The sequence below is a fragment of the Actinosynnema sp. NPDC050436 genome, assembly GCF_040655415.1.
GTDB lineage: Bacteria > Actinomycetota > Actinomycetes > Mycobacteriales > Pseudonocardiaceae > Actinosynnema.
The window spans coordinates 23824-44145 of sequence record NZ_JBFAJV010000020.1 but is presented as its reverse complement, the minus strand read 5'-3'; the positions used below and the strand labels follow the sequence as shown (position 1 = coordinate 44145).

Genomic DNA, 20322 nt, shown 5'->3' with positions numbered 1-20322 from the left:
GACCCCTAGGGCGGGCCGGCGTCACAAGGAGGGTCCGCCTCCACCGCTGCGATCCGCGCCACGCGCGCCAACCACCCCGGCACGGCCAGGGGGAGGAACAGCGCCAGCGCCACCGCGCCGGTGCCGCAGGGCACCTCCCCGCCGGCCCGCCACGCGGTCGGCGGGACGAGCGCGAGGACGAGGGCCAGGACCAGCAGCCGGCGCTTCGGGCGATTCCGCGTCACCGGGACTCCTTCCGCAGCAAGGGGTCCGATCGTCGCGGTGGCCGGGCGCGGTGCGCCTCGCCCGTGCCGGGTGACGCCCGCCGCCGGGCCGCCCGGCGCGGGCGAGGCCGGGTCGGCGCGGGGTCTGCCAGCATGGGTGCCGACGCTGAGGAGGCCCGGCGATGACCGAGGACGACCTGCGCCCGATCGACGTCGACGCGTACCGGGTGCTGCTCGACGAGCCGCGCACCGCGACCGACCTGGGCGAGCGGCTCGGCCTGGGCGCGGCGCGGGCGGGCGCGGTGCTGCGCCGCCTGGTCGACCTGGAACTGGTCACCCGGCTGCCCGGCCGGCCCGCCCGGTTCGCGGCGGTCGCGCCGGAGGTCGCGTTCGGCGGGCTGCTGGTGCGCAAGCAGAAGGACCTGGAGAAGGTGCGGCTGCTGCGCGCGGAGTTCCAGGAGCGGCACCGCCGCGCGGTGCGCGGCACGGACCCGGCGGCGCTGCTGGAGGTGGTGCGCGGCAGCGGCGAGATCTCCCGGCGCGCGGGCCAGCTGATGCGCTCGGCCCGGCAGGAGGTGCGGTTCGTCGACAAACCGCCGTACGCGCAGCCGCCGACCGTGCTGCACCCGGTGGAGCGCGAGCTGCTCGACCGTGGCGTCCGGTTCCGGGGCGTCTACGACCGCACGGCGCTGGAGCTGCACTCGATGGACGACGACCTGGAAGCCGGCCTGGCCCTGGGGGAGGAGGCGCGGGTGGTGCCCGACGCGCCGCTGAAGATGATCCTGGTCGACGCGCACCTGGGCCTGATCCCGCTCGACTCGGCCGCCCCCGAGCTGGGCACCGCGCTGGTGGTGCGGCCCTGCACGCTGCTCGACGCGCTCGGCGCGCTGTTCGAGAGCCTGTGGCGGCAGGCGCTCCCGCTCGCGGTGCACAACCACGGCACGCTGTCCACCCAGGACGCCCGGCTGCTGGCGCTGCTCACCACCGGGATGCCCGACCGCAGCATCGCCAAGCAGCTCGGGTTGAGCTACCGCACGTTCCAGCGCCGCCTGAGCGACCTCATGGCGGCGCTGGGCGCGCAGACCCGGTTCCAGGCCGGGCTGCGGGCGGCGGCCAAGGGGTGGGTGCGGGTCACCCCGCCCGGCTGACCGCCGCCCGGCGGGTCACGGGCTCCGGTACGCCTCCTGCACCGTCTGCCGCACCGCGTTGCCCCGGCTGTCCCGCGCTTCCGCGCGCAGCCAGACGTCGCCGGACACGGCCGGCGCGTCCACCGTCCACACGCCCTGCCCGGTGGGCGCGGTCGGCGCGTCGGTCCACGTCCTGCCGTCCGTCGACCACGAGACCCGCAGCCACACCACGGGTCCGGCACCGCGCGCCCCGGTGTGCGAGGCCGCCGCGACGTCGAACTTCCTGCCCGTCAACGTGTTCCGCACGTCCAGCGGCAGCCGGTAGTCCAGCGCGATCAGCGGCTGGAACGAGCACCGGTCGCCGTCCTGGCAGACGTAGCCGGTCGGCGGCGCCTCCGAGGACCGCGCCGAGGTGAACGACCACGACGTCTCGGTGCGCCGGGCGTGCCCGAGCAGCGGCGTGCTGGGCGCACCGGGGAAGCCGGGCCCGGCGAGCACGTCCACCACGTCCAACCGGTACGCGGCCGTCCCGGGCGCCATCGGGAACCGGGGGAACAGCGCGTACGGGCCGGTCACCGGCTGGACCTCCTGCCCGTCCCGGAACAGCCGGGCGGTGGTGGTGGCGAAGTACTTCGAGTTCTCGTGCGGGCTGACGTACGCGCCGCCGTCGACCCACTGGAGCGCCGGGGTGAACAGGTCGCCCTCCCGGCACTGGGAGCACAGCACGCCCCACCGGCCGCCCTGGTCGGCCCGGCGGCCCGGGTGGTCCGGTTCCAGCTCGACCGGGGAGGCGTGCAGCGGCGCGCGGAACCAGTGCTCCTCCGGCCGTTCCCGCTCGCCGGGCCGGTAGACCGAGAACCGGGTCAGCGACAGCGCGGCCTTCGTCGCCGACGAGGTCGCCACCCGCTTCCACACCACGGTGTCGTCACCCGGGCCGGTGTACTCGGTCCAGGAACCCGGGAACGGCAGCCGCACGCCCTGCGCGAACTGCGCCTTCCACAGCCCGTCCGGGAACGCGTACCACGTCTTCTGGCCGATCACGCCCGGCCGGTCGGCGTGGTAGGAGGTCTTCGTCGCCACGAGCTGGTCGGGCGCGTACCGGCGCACGTGGTCCGCCGGGACCCCGTCCCGGTCCACCACGTTCAGGTTGAACATCGCGTCCGGCGCGGGCCGCACGGTGATCTCCGCGTCGCCGCGCACCGCCGCCGCGTCCGCGCTGCCCAACGAGAACGCCGGGATCGGCAGGCCGGTGAGCGGCACCAGCGGCAGCGCGCCCGGCGCGTCGACGTAGGTGATCGCCGCGACCGCGCCCGCCGCCGCCGCGTTCCGCACGGCGGTGGCCGCCGCCGCGTTGACCGGGCCGACCGGGTCGGCCACCCCCGGCGGCACCGGCACCTTCACCAGCGCGACCTTGTCCCGCACGTCCGGCGCGTCGGCCGGCACCACGGCCACCCGGTGCGCGCCCGGCCACGCCACGGCCGCCGCCAGGTCGAAGACCGGCTCGAACGCGCGCCCGGCGACCGCGAGGTCCACCGCCGCCCGGCCCAGTGACGCCTGGTCCTGCAACGAGACCGCGCCCACCCGGGCGGGGGCGGACGGGGTGACCCGGACGTCCCAGCCGGTGGTGCCGGCGCTCACCCCCACCTCGGTGATCAGCCCCGGTGCGCCGGGCACCGCCGGCAGCACGCGGCGCAGCACCACCGTGCGGTCGCGCTGGTCGGTGCGCGAGGTGGTGGACAGCCCGACCGGCACCGCCGCGCGGCCGTCCAGGGTGATCGAGGTGGCGCGGTCCACCTTCACCTCGGCCGCGCTCAACCCGGTCCAGCGGCGGGTGGTGAGGGTGCGCTCCATCGTCCAGCCCAGCGCCGAGTACGACCCGGCGGGCAGCGACACCCGGCCCGCGCCGTCCACCAGGTCGACCCGGGTGGCCACCTCGCCCGCGAACGGGTCGTTGCGGTGGCCGACGCCCTGCGAGTCGTCGATGATCTGCGCCACGGCCTGCTTCGCGGGCGCTCCGGAGACGTCGAGCACCTTCAGCGACACCGGGAACAGCGGCGGCGCGTTGTAGGTGCTGACCGGGGTGCGGATCGTGCCGCCGTCCGGTGCGGTGGCGACGATCGTGCCGCCGTAGACGCCCGGCGGCCCCTCGTCCGGGTCGACCGTGACGGTCGTGGTGGACGTCGAGTGCGCCGGCACCCGCACGTCCGCGCGGGCGAGCTTCATCGCGGCGGCCGGCGGCGGGGCGCCGTCCCAGGAGTCCACCCGCAGCGCCAAGCCGAGCGACACCGGGGCGTCGCCCCCGTTGGTGTAGGTCACGTTCCGGTTCGCCGGCGCGGTGCCCTCGACCTTGCCGAAGCTCGCCGACGCCTGGCCGGTGGTCCGCTGGGAGACCGCGCGGGCCACGTCCAGCCGGCCCGCGCCCTGCTCGTACCACTTCGCGCCGACGTCCTTCGCGGTCGACGCCAGCACGTCCTTGATCGCCTGGCCGGTCCAGTCGGGGTGCTGCTGGGCCAGCAGCGCCGCCGCGCCCGCGACGTGCGGGGTGGCCATCGACGTGCCGGACGACGTGGTGTAGTTCTCGTCCACGGGCGTGCCGAGTGAGGTGCCCGCCGCCCGCGCGGCGACGATGTCCACGCCCGGCGCGACGATCTCCGGTTTCGCCAGCGCGTCCCGCAGGCGCGGGCCCCGGCTGGAGAACCAGGCCAGGTGGTCCTCGCGGTCCACCGCGCCCACGGTGAGCGCGGAGGACGCCGCGCCCGGCGTGGTGACCGAGCGGTCGGCCGGTCCCGCGTTCCCCGCTGCTACGACGAACAGCGTGCCGGTCTTCGCCGACAGGCGGTCGATCAGCCCGCTGAGCGGGTCCATGCCGTCGGTCGGCCCCGCGCCGAGGCTGAGGTTGACCACGTCCGCGCCCTGTGCCACCGCCCACTCGACGCCGGCCATCACCTGCGAGGTGTCACCCTCGCCGGACTGGCCGAACACCTTGGCGGACAACAGGGTTGCCGCCGGTGCGACACCCCGGTAGCGCCCGCCGGACGCCTTGCCGTCGCCCGCGATGGTGGACGCGACGTGCGTGCCGTGTCCGTTGTGGTCGGTGGCGTCGCCGTCGCCGCTGAAGTCCTCGGCGGCGGCGACCCGGCCCGCGAGGTCCGGGTGCCGCGCGTCGACCCCGGTGTCCACCACGGCGACCTTCACGCCCCGGCCGTCCAGCCCGCGCTCCCACGCGGCCGGTGCGCCGACCTGCTTGGTGCTGCGGTCCAACTGGACCTTCACCTTGCGGTCCAACGAGATCTTCGACAGGCCGAGCCGGCCGGCGGTCAGCGACTGCCAGAACTCCGGTGCCCGCGCCTTGTCCACGCCGACCGCGACCGCGCCCGCGCCCGGCAGCACCGCGCGCACGGCCAGGGAGGCGGACAGGGCCTGCCGGCCGTCGGGCTCGGCGATCAGCGGTATCCGGTCGGTGGCGTCGTCCTGGCGGCCGTCCGCGACCAGGGCCGTGACGTTGAACAGGGAGTGGTCGAGCTCGCCGCCGGACACCAGCGGCATCGCGTCGGACGGGTACACGAACACGCCTTCGCGGGTGGTGACCGTCCCGAAGGCGGGCGCGGCACCGTCCGCGCGGGGCGCGGGGTCGACCCGGACGGTGCCCGGGGTCTGGTGGTAGGACACGACGTCGCCGGTGATCAGGGTGACCCGGTGCACGGGTCCCGCCGCAGCGGGACCGGTCGGCCCGGGTGCGCCGGCCGCAGGGGGCGGACCGGTCTGGACCAGGGCGGCGACCAGCAGGGCCGCGCCGAAGCCCGTTCGGACACGCGTGGACATCTGGCCTCCTCGGTGGCAGGGAGTCCGAGGATGAGCCGGCTTTCAACAATGAGGAACTCTTGCGACCGGCGGCAACTCGCCGCCGGCGACTTGCCGCCACCGCCCGGCATCGTCCGCTCGCACGTCGTTTCCCGGGTTGTAGGGGCACATTTCCCGGTCGTGCCGCCGGGCGCAGACGTCGGCGGCCCGGCGGCAACGCCACGGACCCCGGCCGCCCGGTCGGCGGTCGGGGCCCTCGGCGTCCGGACGGGTCGCGTACCGGACGTGGCATCGCGGCTCAGGTCAGGTCACCCCGCGCGGTGGTAGGTCGAGCGGTCCCGCGCGGTGGTGCGGTGCGGTCAGTTCAGCGCGCCCGGCGTGCGCACGTGCAGGGAGAAGTCGCGCTGGTTGTTGTCGGTGTCGGTGCTGATGACGTCCCTGGCGGAGGAGACGGCGAGCAGCGGGTCGATCCCGGGCGGAACGATGGTCTGCGGGCGGGTGGCCGTGCCCTCGCGCGTGGCGGTCACGGGGACGGAGAACGCGACGCCGTCGACTCGCACGCCGGCCTGCGTGAAGACGCCCACGCCGCCGGTGTCCGGGATGCCCTGGCCGGTGAGCGAGATCGGCTGCACCAGCGCGCCGACGTCGACGGTGCCGGAGAACTGCGTGCCGGTCAGCACGACGACCGAGCCCGCGTTGCCGCGAGGCTCCAACACCATGCCGGGCAGGAAGTCGATCGCCGCCAGCAGCACGTTCGACGGGCTGTAGACCCGGACCTCGAAGTTCGCCAGGTCGATGTACTGGTTGCTGACGTTCAGGACCTCGATGAACTCGTCGAGCTGCCCGCTCGGCCCACGCGTCGCGACCTCGTTGACGACCAGGGACGACGAGACCATCGGTGCCACGCCGTCGCTGTCGGGCGCGGCCAGCGCGATACCGCCGGTGGTCGCGGTCGCGGTCAGCACGGCCAGGATCGCGGCGCTGCTCAGAAATCGACGCATGATAATTACCTCTCAACCACGTGTGTGAATCCTTCGACCGGGCCATCCAACTGGTCCCCGGTGTCACCAACAATGGTCCCGAGTGGTCATCAATGGAAAGGGGCCAGTTTGATCATCTGGTTATCCGTTGATTGTCGACATCTGCTTGCGGTGCTGCCTGCGCAGCCGGCGCTCAAACGCGGCGGCCCGCTCCAGCTCGTGTTCGGGGGTGTCCAGCACCTGGCCCAGCCACGCTCGCCAATAGGGGCCGGGAATGCGTTTACCCCGTTCCCAGCGCGATACCTCCTCCCGGGTGATGCTGTCGTTGCCGGAGGCGGAGTGCAGGCGTTCGGCCAGGTCGCACTGCGTCAGGCCCTGCACCCGCCGGAGTTCCGGCAGGATCTCGCTGATCGGTTCCGGTCTCGGCTCCCGCTCGTCCGCAGGCACGACAAGTACCCTCCTCTTCGCCCGTGTCGTGCAATCATCGGTCCATCATCGGAAGGTAGTACCAGGGAATTCACCCCGGTGCCACCCAGAATTTTTGGGGATCGATCTGCACGTGCGGCTGCACGTCATGGCGGCGGAGGTCGGAATTGTGAAAGCGGGGTCGTCCGGGCTAAGCCGGCGGCTCCGCGCAGTGGAAATCGCGCCGGTTGTTGTCGGTGTCGTTGCCGAACTCGTCCCGGGACAGCGCGAGCCCGCCGGGGCACGTGGCGGCGGCCTCGGCCTCGCGGCACGGGGAGTCGGCCGCGACGGCGACCCGGTCGACCAGCGCGCCGCTCCGGTCCAGCAGCGCCTGGCCGTCGCCGGAGACCTCCGGCACGGTCACCCGCCAGTCGGCGGGTCCGAGGTGGTCCGGCCCCGCGACGAGCAGCGGAGCACCCGGTCGCAGCGAGGTGCCGGCGGGCAATGTCGCCAGAATGGTCGTCGCCCGTCCGGTGCACGAGACGAGCGTCCACCCCGAGAGGTCGACCTCGGCGGTCGACGTGTTGCGCAGCTCGACGTAGCCGGTGGAACCGTGGGCGAGCACGCCGTGCACCTTGACCGGGCACTGGGCTGGGGGAAAGGACAGGCCGCACAGCACGGCCAGCGCGGCGGCCTGGTGCGGAAAAGTGATCATGGCCTCCAGTGTGGTATCGGCCCGGACGCCACGCAGGGGGCCAATGCCCCGGGGCCGCAGCGTGCGGGGGCCGTCCCACGATCGGGCGAGTGCGCGGTTTCACAGCGCAGGTGGTGTCCACAGAGGACTGTCAACGCCCGCGCCCCCGGCACCCGCCACGCCCTGCGCGAGCCCGCCACCCACCCCGCCCGTGGTACCGCCCGCTGCCCGCCGCTGCCCGCCGCCGCCCGCGCGCCGCTGCCCGTTTCCGCCTCGGCCCGCCGTCGCTGCCCACACCGCGCGTCGCCTCCCGCACTGTCGGTCGCCCCGCTGCCGTCCGCCGCTGCCGCACACCGACGCCGCAGCCCATCGCTGCCGCTGCCGTCCGCCGCTGCCATCCGCCGCCGTGTCCGCTGCCGTGGCCGTTGTGCTCGCCGACCCCGCTCGTCAGCCGCCCGCGAGGCCGCCCGTGCCCGGGGTCCAGCCGGTCGGCCCCGGGCCGGTCGGTGCCGGGCGGGCGAATAAGTGCCGTACCCCTACGGATCACGACCCTGATTGTTCCCGGACCGGTGCGGCCCGACAGTGAACCTCGCCGCCCCACCCCCTGCTGGAGCGGCTGTTCGCCTGGAAGGGAAGCACAGTGAAACGACCACGTCCCAGGGGCCTCGCACCCCTCGTCGCGGCGGCCTTGCTGCTACCGCTGCTCCCCCTGGCCGGAGCCTCCGCCGCGCCGGGCAACGCCCCTGCCGCGAACTACGAGGGCGACACCGTTCCGACCAGATCAGACGCCGGCGCGCTCTTCCACAACGGCCAGAACGCCACCGTCGACGAGTTCCCCGGGATCATCGCGGGCATCCGCGCGGGCGGCACCCGGCCGCAGGGCCAGACCTGCACCGGTTCCGTCGTCGCGCCCCGCAAGATCCTGATCGCCGCGCACTGCGCGGACGCCCAGGGCGAGAAGAGCTTCGTCTACGGCCTGGACGACCTCAACACCGGCGGCGGCTTCACCACCAAGGTCGTCGAGTACAAGAAGCACCCGAAGTACGTCAACTTCGACCAGGGCTACGACGTCGCGGTGGTCACCACCGCCGACGACATCCCGGTGCGCGGCGGCAAGTACGCGCAGTTCGCCACGTCCGCCGACTCCGGGCTGGCGACGCCGGGCAAGAGCGGCCTGGGCTTCGGCTACGGCAAGAAGGACTTCAACGACAACCAGCGCGACGTGACGCTGGACAAGGCGACGCTGCCGATCGTCAACGGCGACTCGGTGTGCCAGGGCGTCGGCGCCGGGTTCAAGTCCGCCACCATGATCTGCGCAGGGTACTCCGACGGCCGCACCACGATCCTGCCCGGTGACAGCGGCGGTCCGCTGATCGTCGAGGGCAAGATCGTCGGCGTCGCGTCGTGGAGCCGCAGCGACTTCAAGTGGTACAGCGTCTACGGGCGGCTGACCAACGACATGGGCGACTGGGTCAAGCAGGAGGTGGGCACGCCGCAGTCCGACTTCACCCTGGGCGCGTCGCCGTCGAGCCTGAAGGTCGCGGCCGGCAAGCACGCGTCCACCACGATCACGTCGGCGGCCGGCTCGGGTGGCGCGGAGAACGTGGCGCTGTCCGCGTCGGGCCTGCCGAGCGGGGCGAAGGCGGTGTTCCAGCCGACGTCGATCCAGACCGGGTCGAACGCGAAGCTGACCGTGGAGACGGCGACCACCACCCCCAACGGCACGTACACCGTGACCGTGACGGGCACCGGTTCCGGCGGCAAGACCGCCACCGCCACGGTGTCGCTGACCGTCGAGGGCGGCAACCAGGAGCCCGGCGACTTCACGCTCGGGCTGTCGCCGGCGAGCCTGAAGGTCGCGGCGGGCAAGTACGCGTCCACGACGGTCACCTCGGCGTCCGGGTCGGGCGGACCCGACACCGTGTCGCTGTCGGCGTCGGGCCTGCCGAGCGGGGCGAAGGCGGTGTTCCAGCCGACGTCGATCCAGACCGGGTCGAACGCGAAGCTGACCGTGGAGACGGCGGGCAGCACGCCGGCCGGCACGTACACCGTGACCGTGACGGGCACCGGTTCCGGCGGCAAGACCGCCACCACCACGCTGTCGCTGACCGTCGAGGGCGACGCGCCCGGCGGTGACGTGGCGGTCCGGCTCAGCCCGTCCTCGGCGTCCGTGCAGCAGGGCTTCTTCGCCCAGTTCTCGGTCACCGCGTCGGGCGGCACCGGCACCCTGTCGCTGACCGCGACCGGCAACCCGGCGGGCTCGCAGTTCCAGTTCAACCCGCGCTCGGTCGCCCAGGGCGGCACCAGCAGCGTGTTCGTGTCGACCGGCTTCCAGACGCCGCCGGGGACCTACCAGGTCACCATCAAGGCGACGGCTGCGGACGGCAAGAGCGGATCGGCCACGTTCACCCTCACCGTGACCCGGTGGGGTGGCCTCGGAGTGGTGTAGCCCCGGCGGAGGCTGACCACCGAAGCGGACCCCGGCCGACCGGCCGGGGTCCGCTCCGCCGTGTCCGCGACGGGACGCGGCGGAGCGGCGAGCGGGCGCGGCCGGTCGGCCGGGTCGGCGCAGCGCGGTCGGAAGACGGGGTCGGCGGTGGCCCTGGAGGTGGCCTGACGGGAGCGGTGCGGCCTGCGGCGGTCACGGGGTGCGCCGGGCGGCTGCGGGCGTCACAGCGGCTCTCGGCGACCGTGGCGACCCGGCACGATCGCGCCGGGCACGGGTGCCTCGGCACCGGACCGCCGCCGGCCGCCCGGCGTCAGGCGAGTTCCGCCCACACCACCTTGCCGCCCGCCGTGGGTGAGGTACCCCACTCGCGGCTCAGCGCCGCGACGATGATCAGGCCGCGCCCGCGCGCCGAGTCCACCTGCACCGGTCTGGGGTCGGGCATGGCGGGGGACTGGTCGGCCACCTCGATGCGGAGGCCCGCCTCGGTGCGGCCGACCGTCAGCTCCACAGGCCCCGACGCGTGGTCCACCGCGTTGGACACCAGCTCCGTGACCACCAGTGCCGCGTCCTCGGCCACGTCCGGGGACACGCCCCACGCCGCCACCGCCTCGCCCACGATGCGTCGGGCCTGGGCGGACGCGCCGGCGGTCGCGGGCAGCGTCACGGCCACCGGCGTCGCTGGCTCGTTGCGCACAATCCGCTCCCGTTGATCGGCCGTTACCGCATCGTCGCACATCCTGTCGCTTGGACCACCCAGTGGTCGCGTCCGACGCCCCGGTGCTGCACGATCTGTAGCGGCGCGGCACCCGCCGTGCGGGAAGGCTCGGACGCGATGGACTTGCAGGTGCGCAGTGAGGTCCGAGGCGGCTGGACGGTCGTCGCGGTGTCGGGTGAGCTGGACGCGGACACCGTGCCCGTGCTCTCCGACCACCTCGAAGGGACGCCGGGTGGGAGGGTGGTGGTCGACCTCAGCGAGGTGCCGTTCATGGACACCACCGGGCTGTCCCTGATGCTGGACTGGCACCGCCGGCTCGACGGCGCGGGCGGGCAGTTCCGGATGGCGTCGTTGCAGCCCTCGGTGCACAAGCTGTTCCGGCTGACCGAGTTGACCGAGGTCATGCACATCCACGGCACCGTGGAGGACGCGACCGCCTGACGGTCCCGTCCCGGCACCCGCGACCCCCGGCGTCACGCCTCGGCCTGCACGACCAGCAGCGTCAGGTCGTCGTGCTCGGCCGGTCCCAGCCAGGTGAACACGGTCCGCCGCACGTGCTCGGCCACCGCCTCGGCGGGCAGCCCCGCGCACTCGGCGAGGGCGGCCTTGAGCCGCGCGTCGCCGAACAGCTCCTGCCGGTCGTGGTGGGCGCGGGCCTCGGTCACGCCGTCGCTGTAGAGCAGCAGGGTCTCGCCCGGTCCGAGTGTGACGGTGGTCTGCTGGAACCGCACCTCGGACAGCACGCCGACGATCCCGCCGTGCACCGCGACCTCGTCGACCCGGCCGCCGGAGCGCAGCACCAGCGGCGCGGGGTGGCCGCCGGCTGCCAGGGCCACCCGCAGGCCGCCGGACTGCACCGGGACCAGGTTGCCGATGACCAGCGTCGTGAACAGCTTGCTGCCGGCGGCCCGCAGCGCCGCGTTGAGCAGGGTCAGCAGCTGCGCGGGCCGCTGCTCGACCACGAGCAGGGTGTGCAGGCTCGACCGCACCCGACCGGAGTGCACGGCGGCCTCCAGGCCGTTGCCGGCCACGTCGCCCAGCACGAACGCGGCGCTGCCGTCCTCGCGGGGGTGCACGTCGTAGAAGTCGCCGCCGATCGGCATCCCCCGGTGCGCGGGCTCGTAGACCCGGGCCAGCCGCACGCCCGGCACGACGGGCAGCGGGCTGGGCAGCAGGTGCGCCCGCAGCGCGGCCACGGCCCGCTCCTGGTCGTCCAGGCGGGTGCTGAGGCGGACGGCGGCGGCGGCCCGCTCCGCGTACCGGGTGAGCAGGTCGGGGTCGCGCAGGCCGCCGAAGCACACCAGCGCGCCGCCGCCGGCCAGCCGCACGGCCAGGCCGGGGCCGGTCGCGCCACCCCACGGGCCGTCACCTGGTCGGGTGATCTCGGCGTGTGGCTCGGTGCCGTCCAGCACGGCCGCCAGCGCCGGTGTGCCGCCGGCCACCTGCCGGGTGGTGCGGGCCGCCGTGATCTCGCCGTCCGGGCCGCGCCGCCACCACTCCAGGCGGCCCCGGGCGCTGGGCACGATCAGCACGGGGTGCGGCGAAGGGGCCATCTCGACCACGTTGAGCAGCGTCCCGGCGCGGTCGGTGATCGTGAGCAGGCGTCGGGACGCGTCCTCCAGGAACTCCTCGGCCCCCCGGTACCAGGCCGTCCAGCCGCCGCCGAGGTCCTGCGACCGACCGGCCACGATCGCGGGCGCACCGGGCCTGGCGTGCGGGAACAGGACGGCTGCCAGCGGGTTCGCCACCCGCACGACGCCCGCCGGGTCGAGCACCACGACGGCCTCGTGGAAGCCGTCCACGAGGCGGCGCCACGCGTCGAGGTCGAGGCCCGCCTCGGAACCTTGCCGGTAGCCCTGGGCCATCCTCGGCTCCTGTGTGTCGGGTCGTGCCCAACCTAGCGGACACGCCGCCACCGACAGTGGCAGGCTTGGCCCAGATCCGCTGACGTTGGAGGCCCCACGTGACGACCGCGCAGGACGACACGGACGTGACCCTCGCCCGGCTGCTGACCGCGATGCGCGAGATGCGCGACGGCAACTTCCGCCGCCGCCTCGTCGTGCCGCAGGGGCGCGCGGGCGAGCTCGCCGAGGTGTTCAACGAGATCGCGGAGCGCAACCAGTGGCTGGTCGGCGAGCTGGTGCGGGTGCGCCAGGCGGTGGGGCAGGAGGGCAGGCTGGCCGAGCGGCTGGCCCCCGGGGCCGGCCCCGGGGGCTGGGAGATGGCGGCCGGCTCGGTCAACGGGCTGGTCGACGACCTGACCCGGCCGACGACCGAGCTGAGCCGGGTGCTCGCGGCGGTGGCCGAGGGCGACCTGTCGCAGGAGATCACGGTGACCGGCCGGGGCGAGGTCGCCACCCTGGCGGAGAGCTTCAACTCGATGACCGCCACCCTGCGCACGTTCGCGGGTGAGGTGACCCGGGTGGCGCGGGAGGTCGGCACGGACGGCCGGCTGGGCGGTCAGGCGCAGGTCCCGGGCGTGGCGGGCACCTGGAAGGACCTCACCGACTCGGTGAACTTCATGTCCGACAACCTGACGGCGCAGGTCCGCGACATCGCCCAGGTGGCGACGGCGGTGGCGCAGGGCGACCTGTCGCAGAAGATCACCGTCACGGTGGCGGGCGAGATGCTGGAGCTGAAGGACACCGTCAACACGATGGTCGACCAGCTCTCGTCGTTCGCCGACGAGGTGACCCGGGTGGCGCGCGAGGTCGGCACGGACGGCCGGCTGGGCGGTCAGGCGCAGGTGCCGGGCGTCGGCGGCACCTGGCGCGACCTCACCGACAACGTGAACTTCATGGCGAACAACCTCACCTCGCAGGTCCGCAACATCGCCCAGGTCGCCACCGCCGTCGCGCAGGGCGACCTGTCGCAGAAGATCACCGTCGACGCGCGCGGCGAGATCCTGGAGCTCAAGGACACCATCAACACGATGGTCGACCAGCTCTCGTCGTTCGCCGACGAGGTCACGCGCGTGGCGCGCGAGGTCGGCACGGACGGCCGCCTCGGCGGCCAGGCGCAGGTGCCCGGCGTGGCCGGGACCTGGCGCGACCTGACCGACTCGGTGAACTTCATGGCGGGCAACCTCACCTCGCAGGTCCGCAACATCGCCCAGGTCACGACCGCCGTCGCGCAGGGCGACCTGTCGCAGAAGATCGACGTGGACGCGCGCGGCGAGATCCTCCAGCTCAAGACCACGATCAACACGATGGTGGACCAGCTCTCGTCGTTCGCGGCCGAGGTCACCCGGGTCGCCCGCGAGGTCGGCAGCGACGGGAGGCTGGGCGGTCAGGCGCAGGTGCCGGGTGTGGCGGGGACCTGGCGGGACCTGACCGACTCGGTGAACTTCATGGCGGGCAACCTGACCTCGCAGGTGCGCAACATCGCCCAGGTGGCGACGGCGGTGGCCCGGGGCGACCTGTCGCAGAAGATCACGGTGAACGCGCGCGGCGAGATCCTGGAGCTGAAGGACACCGTCAACACGATGGTCGACCAGCTCTCGTCGTTCGCCGACGAGGTCACGCGGGTGGCGCGGGAGGTCGGCACGGACGGCCGGCTGGGCGGTCAGGCGCAGGTGCCGGGCGTCGGCGGCACCTGGCGGGACCTGACCGACTCGGTGAACTTCATGGCCAACAACCTCACCGCGCAGGTCCGCAACATCGCCCAGGTGACCACGGCGGTCGCGGGCGGCGACCTGTCCCAGAAGATCACCGTCGACGCGCGCGGCGAGATCCTGGAACTCAAGTCGACCATCAACACCATGGTGGACCAGCTCTCCGGCTTCGCCGACGAGGTGACCCGGGTGGCGCGGGAGGTCGGCACGGACGGCCGGCTGGGCGGCCAGGCGCGGGTGCCGGGGGTGGCGGGCACCTGGAAGGACCTCACCGACAACGTCAACGTCATGGCGGACAACCTGTCCACCCAGGTCCGCAGCATCGCGGCGGTGGCCACGGCGGTCGCGGGCGGCGACCTGTCCAAGAAGATCACCGTCGAGGCCAAGGGCGAGGTCGCCGCGCTCGCCGACACGATCAACGGCATGGTCGACACGCTGCGGGCGTTCGCCGACGAGGTCACCCGGGTGTCCCGCGAGGTCGGCACCGAGGGCATCCTCGGCGGCCAGGCGCGGGTGCCGAACGTGGCCGGCACCTGGAAGGACCTCACCGAGAACGTCAACTTCATGGCGAACAACCTCACCAACCAGGTGCGCAACATCGCCCAGGTGACCACGGCGGTGGCCCGGGGCGACCTGTCGAAGAAGATCGACGTGGACGCGCGCGGCGAGATCCTGGAGCTCAAGACCACGATCAACACCATGGTCGCCCAGCTCTCGTCGTTCGCCGACGAGGTCACCCGGGTCGCCCGCGAGGTCGGCACCGAGGGCAAGCTCGGCGGCCAGGCCGAGGTCGAGGGCGTCTCGGGCACCTGGAAGCGGCTCACCGAGAACGTCAACGAGCTGGCCGGCAACCTCACCCGGCAGGTGCGCGCGATCGCCGTGGTGGCCACGGCGGTGACCGCCGGCGACCTGACCCGGCAGATCACCGTGGACGCCTCCGGCGAGGTCGCCGAGCTCAAGGACAACGTCAACCGGATGATCGGCAACCTGCGCGAGTCCACCCGCGCCAACCGGGAGCAGGACTGGCTCAAGACCAACCTGGCCCGGCTGTCCGGCCTCATGCAGGGCCACCGCGACCTGCACGCCATGGCGTCGCTGGTGATCAGCGAGCTGACCCCGCTGGTGTCCGCGCAGCACGGGGCGTTCTTCCTGGTCGACGGCGAGTCCGACGCGCTGGAGCTGACCGCGACCTACGCCTACCAGCCCACCGGCCGGCCGACCCGGTTCGCCCGGGGCGAGTCGCTGGTCGGCCAGGTCGCCGTGGAGAAGAAGACCGTCCTGGTCAACGACGTGCCGCCGGGCTACCTGGACATCGGGTCCGGGATGGGCTCCGCGCCGCCGGTCGACCTGGTGATCCTGCCGATCGTCTTCCAGGGCGAGACGCTGGGCGTGATCGAGCTGGGGTCGTTCGGCGCGTTCACCGCGACCCACCTGGACCTGCTGGACCAGTTGAAGGAGAACATCGGCGTCAACGTGAACACCATGCTCGCCAACGCCCGCACGGACAGCCTGCTGGTCGAGTCGCAGCGGCTCACCGAGGAGCTGCGGGCGGGCTCGGTCGAGCTGGAGGCGCGGGCGCGGCAGCTCTCGTCGGCGTCGAAGTACAAGTCCGAGTTCATGGCGAACATGTCGCACGAGCTGCGCACGCCGTTGAACTCGCTGCTGATCCTGGCCAAGCTGCTGGCCGACAACCTCGACGGCAACCTCAACCCCAAGCAGGTCGAGTTCGCCCGGACGATCCACTCCTCCGGCACCGACCTGCTCCAGCTCATCGACGACATCCTGGACCTGACCAAGGTCGAGTCCGGGCACATGCAGGTGCAGACCGACCCGGTGCGGGTGTCGGACGTGGTCGCCTACGTGGAGGCGCTCACCCTGCCGCTGGCCGCCGAGAAGGGCCTGGAGTTCGAGGTGGCGGTGGACGACGACGTGCCGTCCACCCTGCACACCGACGAGCACCGGTTGCAGCAGATCCTGCGCAACCTGCTGTCCAACGCGGTGAAGTTCACCCACGACGGTGAGATCCGGCTGGGCATCCGCCTCGGCGACGGCACGGTCGCGTTCGACGTGCGCGACACCGGCATCGGCATCCCGGCGGAGAAGCTGGCGGTGATCTTCGAGGCGTTCCAGCAGGCCGACGGGACCACGTCGCGCAAGTACGGCGGCACCGGCCTGGGCCTGTCGATCAGCCGTGAGCTGGCGACCCTGCTGGACGGCCGGCTGGACGTGCGCAGCGAGCCCGGCACGGGGTCGACGTTCACGCTGTACCTGCCGCTGGGCGAGCAGGGCCTGGTGCCGGCACCGGTGGATCCCGAGGTGGAGGAGCTGTCGCCGTCCGGGATGGCGGTGCTGGAGACCTCGGTCGCCGAGCCCGTGCCGCCGGCCTCGGCCCCGGCCGAGCTGCCGCCCGCGCCGATGCGCTTCCACGGCGAGAAGGTGCTGATCGTCGACGACGACCTGCGCAACGTGTTCGCGCTGACCAGCGTGCTGGAGCTGCACGGCCTGGAGGTGATCTACGCGGACAACGGGATCACCGGCGTGCGGGCGCTGGAGCAGTACGACGACGTGTCGCTGGTGCTGATGGACATCATGATGCCGGAGCTGGACGGCAACGCGACGGTGGCGGCGATCCGGGCCATGGCGCGCTACGCGGACCTGCCGGTGATCGCCGTGACGGCGAAGGCGATGAAGGGCGACCGGGAGAAGAGCCTGGCGTCGGGGGCGACGGACTACGTGACCAAGCCCGTGGACACCGAGCACCTGCTCCGCCTGATCGCCTTCTACCTGGGGCTGGACCAGGACTGAGGGCGCGGCCGGCCCCCGCTGCCGGCGGGTGGGGCGCGCGGCGTCACCCGGTTCACCGGATCGTGTGGCACCGGAGGCGGTCCACCGGGGCCGGGCGGGGCGCGCGGCGGCGTCAGCGCGGCTGGTGGCTCAGCCGGTGCACGCGGTCCAGGGCTGCTTCCGGCGAGTCGCACAGCGGCAGGTGGCGGGCCAGGCCGGTCACCTGGAGGGGGCGCAGGACGGCTCGCGCGGTGGTCGCGACGGCCAGCGCCGGGTGCGCGCGGACGGCGTCCACCAGCAGCCTGATGCCGGCCGAGCCGAAGAACGTGACGGCGTCGAGGTCGAGCACGAGGGCCGCCGCCGGTTCGCGCAGGGCGGTGCGCACCAGGGGCGCGGTGTCCTGGTCGACCTCGCCCACCACCCGCACCAGCAGGACGTCGTCGTGCCGAGAGGTGCGGACGGTGATCAGCGGCTGCTCCATACCGGCACTCCCGACGCGGTGGATGGCTGCGTCGATCGACCGTACGGGAGGGCGGGGGCGGTCACAACTTCCCGAAGGGTCCTCGGCCCAGCTTGCGGACGGTGTCCACGATCTCGGTGTTCGGCACGCCCTTCACCAGGTACTCGGTGACGCCCCAGTGGCGCATCTCGGCGATCGTCACGGGGTCGGCGTGCGCGGAGAACACCATCACCCGGGTGGTGGGGCAGCGGTGCCGCAGCTCGCGGGCGACGAGCAGGCCGCCGCCGCCGGGCATCCGGACGTCCAGCACGACCACGTCGGGGGCGTGCTGCTCGGCCTGCTCGACGGCCTCGGGCGCGGTGCGGGCGACGGCCACGACGGTGAGGTCCGGCTCGGCCTCCAGCACCTCGTGCAGGGCCTCGCCGATCATGGCGTCGTCGTCGCAGATCAGGATGCGGGTCATGGCGTCGTCGTGGGCAGCCAGAACCGGACGGCGGTGCCACCTCCGGGACGGGCGGCGAAGGTCCACCAGCCGCCCGCGGTCTCGCTGCGCTCCCGCATCTCGATCATGCCGAAGTGTTCCAGACCGGCCTGCACGTCGGCCGAGTGCGACACGCCGATGCCGTTGTCGGCGACCTCGACCAGCGTGCCGTGGTCCACAGTGGACAGCGTGATGACCACGTCCGTCGCCCGCGCGTGCTTGTGCACGTTGGTCAGCGCTTCCTGCACGACCCGGAAGATGGTGATGGAGGTGTCCTTGGGCGGCTCGCGGTCCAACCCGTCCTCCACGGTGCACGACAGCTCCGAGGACGGCGTGAAGTCGACCAGGTACGCCTCCAGCGCGTGCACCAGGCCGAAGCCGTCGATCTCGGGCGGGCGCAGCCGGAACACCAGGGCCCGCAGCCGGCTGATCGAGCCGCGCACCGCCTCGTCCAGGTCGTGCACGGTGCGGGCGTGCTCCTCGGGCAGCCTGCGCTCCAGCAGTTGCAGCCGCATCCCGACGGCGACCATGGCCTGGATCGAGTCGTCGTGCACGTCCCACGCGATCCGCCGCCGCTCCAGCTCCTGCGCCTCGACCAGGTGGCCGACCAGCCCCCGCCGCTCCAGCAGCTGCTGCTCGGCCCGCCGCCGCTCGGTCATGTCCCGGGTGACCTTGCCGAACCCGTGCAGCCGCCCGGTGTCGTCGAACAGGGCGGTGATCACCACGTTCGCCCAGAACCGGCTGCCGTCCTTGCGCAGCCGCCACCCCTCGTCCTCCAGCCGCCCGTCGGCGATGGCGGCCTCCAGCTCGCGGCCGGGCTTGTCGGTGACGATGTCCTCCGGCGGGTAGAACGCCGAGAAGTGGCGGCCGATGATCTCCTCCGCGCGGTAGCCCTTGATGCGCTCGGCACCGGAGTTCCAGCTCACGATGTGCCCGCCGGGGTCCAGCATGAAGATCGCGTAGTCGACGACGCCCTCCACGAGGAGCTGGAACGCCGAGTCGGGCATCCGGTCGGGGGGTCGGGGTGGGGTCGCCATACCCGTACTGTGCACCACGGGCGGCGCTAGCCCAGCTCGCACCACACGACCTTCCCCTGTCCGTGGGGCGTCACACCCCAGCGGAGGGCCAACCGGTCGACCAGGGGCATCCCCCAGCCGCCGTCGGTGCCCTGCGGGCGCAGCCGAGGGGGGACGGGGCTGCCGTCGGACACCTCCACCAGCACTCGCAGCGGGCCGCCGGTCAGCCGCAGCACGGCCGGGCCGAGGGCGTGCCGGCAGGCGTTGGCGACCAGCTCGGACACGACGAGCACCACGTCGTCGTGGTCGCCCCGGTAGTCCCAGCAGCTCAGCGTCCGGCGGGTGAAGTCGCGTGCGAGGGCCGCGCCGCCGGGACCGGTGGGCGGCCCGAAATCAGCCACCTGGTCGGCCACCGGTACGTCCACGCTCGCAGCGTGGGACAAGCCGGCCCCGCCGGCGAGACGCAACGGTGCCGGCGCGCGTAGTGCGGATGCACCACGCGGTCAGTCGACCAGGCCCTCCCGGCGCGCGATCGACACCGCTTCCAGCTTCGACCGGGCACCGAGCTTGTCCAGCACGCGCTGCACGTGGTTGCGCACGGTGTTGCGGGCGACGCCGAGCCGCCGGCCGATCTCGTCGGTGGACACGCCGTCCGCGAGCAGCGACAGGGTCTCGCGCTCCCGCGCGGTGAGCGACGCCCCGGCGACCGGCGTGCGCCCGGTCAGCCGGTCCAGCACGCCGGTGAGCAGGCTGCCGTCGAACACGGTCTCGCCCCGCGCGACCCGCCGCACCGCGTCGGCCAGCTCCTCCAGCCGCGCCGACTTGAGCACCAGGCCCGCGCCGCCGGCGTCGACCACCCGGGCGGCCACGCCGGCGGTGGCGTCGCCGGTCAGCACCAGGACGCGCGCCCCCACCGCGCGCAGGCCCGCGATGGCGGAGACGCCGTCGCCGTCGGGCAGCCGGCGGTCCAGCACCACCACGTCCGGCCGGTGCCGCGCGGCGGCCTGCGCGGCGGCGGCGACGGACCGGACCGACGCCACCACCAGCACGCCCGGGTCCCGCTGGAGCGCCAGCCCGATCGCCTCCGCCACCATGTCGTGGTCCTCGACCAGCAGGACCCGGATCGGGCCGGGTGGGGGTGGTTCGGCCATGTGCGACGTCCTCGGGGAGGGGAGTCCGGGACTCCGCAAGCGGGGTTGGGGCCACCCTAGACCGGGAGGGACCGGAGGGTGGGGCCGAGGCAGGCCGGCACCACCGGCTCCGAGCTGGGCACGGGCAGGGCGGTGAACCGGTCGCGGAAGCGCTCGGCGGCGGCCAGGTGGTCGCGCAGGGCAGTGCGCAGAAGGGCCGTGCCGGCCACCAGCGGGCCGGCGACCACGGCCAGCCTCGCCACCCGGTCCGGATGCACACCGCCACGGCCTCGCGGGTCCGGACGCAGGACGTCGGCGACCAGCGGGTGTCGCCTCCGCGTCCCACCCGGCCCGGTGCAGCAGGCTCGCGCACTCGTGCACCAGTGCGGCAAGGGGCGAGCGCTCCACCGGTTCCCCGGCAGGCGGTCATCGCCTCGACCCGACCACGCGCGGCGAGCACCACC

At 73.7% G+C, this 20322-nt stretch carries 17 protein-coding genes; 4 read left to right on the top strand and 13 right to left on the bottom strand.

All coding sequences use genetic code 11. From position 1 onward, the window contains the following. Window positions 1–5: 5 nt before the first annotated feature. Window positions 6–224: a hypothetical protein gene (locus tag AB0I60_RS33475; protein ID WP_360737158.1), complete on the bottom strand. Its 219-nt coding sequence runs from the start codon at window positions 222–224 to the stop codon at window positions 6–8. Window positions 225–385: 161 nt separating this feature from the next. Here AB0I60_RS33475 and AB0I60_RS33470 point away from each other — a divergent pair, with 161 nt between their 5' ends. Next, on the top strand, window positions 386–1351 hold the full coding sequence (locus tag AB0I60_RS33470) for a helix-turn-helix domain-containing protein (RefSeq protein ID WP_360737156.1): 966 nt from the start codon (window positions 386–388) through the stop codon (window positions 1349–1351). Between the two features lie 15 nt (window positions 1352–1366). On the opposite strand, the gene AB0I60_RS33465 is transcribed toward AB0I60_RS33470, so the two are convergent. The 4 genes from AB0I60_RS33465 to AB0I60_RS33450 all read right to left on the bottom strand — a co-directional run bounded on the left by AB0I60_RS33465 (window position 1367) and on the right by AB0I60_RS33450 (window position 7231). After that, on the bottom strand, window positions 1367–5152 hold the full coding sequence (locus tag AB0I60_RS33465) for a S8 family serine peptidase (protein WP_360737153.1): 3786 nt from the start codon (window positions 5150–5152) through the stop codon (window positions 1367–1369). Window positions 5153–5490: 338 nt separating this feature from the next. Beyond that, a complete protein-coding gene (locus AB0I60_RS33460; protein WP_360737150.1) occupies window positions 5491–6132 on the bottom strand; it encodes a lamin tail domain-containing protein in 642 nt (213 codons plus the stop codon). A gap of 120 nt (window positions 6133–6252) precedes the next feature. Further along, on the bottom strand, window positions 6253–6558 hold the full coding sequence (locus tag AB0I60_RS33455) for a helix-turn-helix transcriptional regulator (RefSeq protein WP_360737147.1): 306 nt from the start codon (window positions 6556–6558) through the stop codon (window positions 6253–6255). 169 nt (window positions 6559–6727) lie between these two features. Beyond that, complete coding sequence (locus AB0I60_RS33450; RefSeq protein WP_360737145.1) at window positions 6728–7231, bottom strand: lamin tail domain-containing protein; 504 nt, start codon at window positions 7229–7231, stop codon at window positions 6728–6730. 619 nt (window positions 7232–7850) lie between these two features. Between AB0I60_RS33450 and AB0I60_RS33445 the strand changes: the two genes are divergently transcribed. Continuing rightward, window positions 7851–9659 carry a trypsin-like serine protease gene (locus tag AB0I60_RS33445; RefSeq protein WP_360737142.1) on the top strand — a complete coding sequence of 603 codons (1809 nt, stop codon included), beginning with the start codon at window positions 7851–7853 and terminating at the stop codon, window positions 9657–9659. Window positions 9660–9969: 310 nt separating this feature from the next. On the opposite strand, the gene AB0I60_RS33440 is transcribed toward AB0I60_RS33445, so the two are convergent. Next, window positions 9970–10353 (bottom strand): ATP-binding protein, encoded by a 384-nt coding sequence (locus AB0I60_RS33440; RefSeq protein ID WP_360737139.1) that lies wholly within the window; start codon window positions 10351–10353, stop codon window positions 9970–9972. Window positions 10354–10491: 138 nt separating this feature from the next. On the opposite strand from AB0I60_RS33440, the gene AB0I60_RS33435 reads away from it, so the two are divergent. Beyond that, a complete protein-coding gene (locus AB0I60_RS33435; RefSeq protein ID WP_360737137.1) occupies window positions 10492–10815 on the top strand; it encodes an STAS domain-containing protein in 324 nt (107 codons plus the stop codon). Window positions 10816–10847: 32 nt separating this feature from the next. Here the strand turns inward: AB0I60_RS33435 and AB0I60_RS33430 are convergent, their stop codons facing one another. Next, window positions 10848–12239: a PP2C family protein-serine/threonine phosphatase gene (locus AB0I60_RS33430; RefSeq protein WP_360737135.1), complete on the bottom strand. Its 1392-nt coding sequence runs from the start codon at window positions 12237–12239 to the stop codon at window positions 10848–10850. Between the two features lie 152 nt (window positions 12240–12391). Between AB0I60_RS33430 and AB0I60_RS33425 the strand changes: the two genes are divergently transcribed. Next, a complete protein-coding gene (locus tag AB0I60_RS33425; RefSeq protein ID WP_360737332.1) occupies window positions 12392–16792 on the top strand; it encodes a HAMP domain-containing protein in 4401 nt (1466 codons plus the stop codon). 112 nt (window positions 16793–16904) lie between these two features. On the opposite strand, the gene AB0I60_RS33420 is transcribed toward AB0I60_RS33425, so the two are convergent. From AB0I60_RS33420 to AB0I60_RS33395, 6 genes are all read right to left on the bottom strand, one after another. Continuing rightward, window positions 16905–17252: an STAS domain-containing protein gene (locus AB0I60_RS33420; RefSeq protein WP_360737133.1), complete on the bottom strand. Its 348-nt coding sequence runs from the start codon at window positions 17250–17252 to the stop codon at window positions 16905–16907. A gap of 61 nt (window positions 17253–17313) precedes the next feature. Continuing rightward, complete coding sequence (locus tag AB0I60_RS33415; protein ID WP_360737131.1) at window positions 17314–17694, bottom strand: response regulator transcription factor; 381 nt, start codon at window positions 17692–17694, stop codon at window positions 17314–17316. Next, window positions 17691–18749 (bottom strand): PAS domain-containing sensor histidine kinase, encoded by a 1059-nt coding sequence (locus AB0I60_RS33410; protein WP_360737128.1) that lies wholly within the window; start codon window positions 18747–18749, stop codon window positions 17691–17693. Before AB0I60_RS33410 ends, AB0I60_RS33415 begins: the two co-directional genes overlap by 4 nt. 26 nt (window positions 18750–18775) lie before the next feature. Beyond that, a complete protein-coding gene (locus AB0I60_RS33405) occupies window positions 18776–19153 on the bottom strand; it encodes an ATP-binding protein (protein ID WP_360737125.1) in 378 nt (125 codons plus the stop codon). Window positions 19154–19231: 78 nt separating this feature from the next. Further along, window positions 19232–19879, bottom strand: coding sequence for a response regulator transcription factor (locus tag AB0I60_RS33400; RefSeq protein WP_360737123.1), 648 nt, complete (start codon window positions 19877–19879; stop codon window positions 19232–19234). Window positions 19880–19935: 56 nt separating this feature from the next. Next, the gene (locus AB0I60_RS33395; RefSeq protein WP_360737121.1) at window positions 19936–20121 is read right to left on the bottom strand and encodes a hypothetical protein; all 186 of its coding nucleotides are present in this window, start codon (window positions 20119–20121) and stop codon (window positions 19936–19938) included. Window positions 20122–20322: the final 201 nt, after the last annotated feature.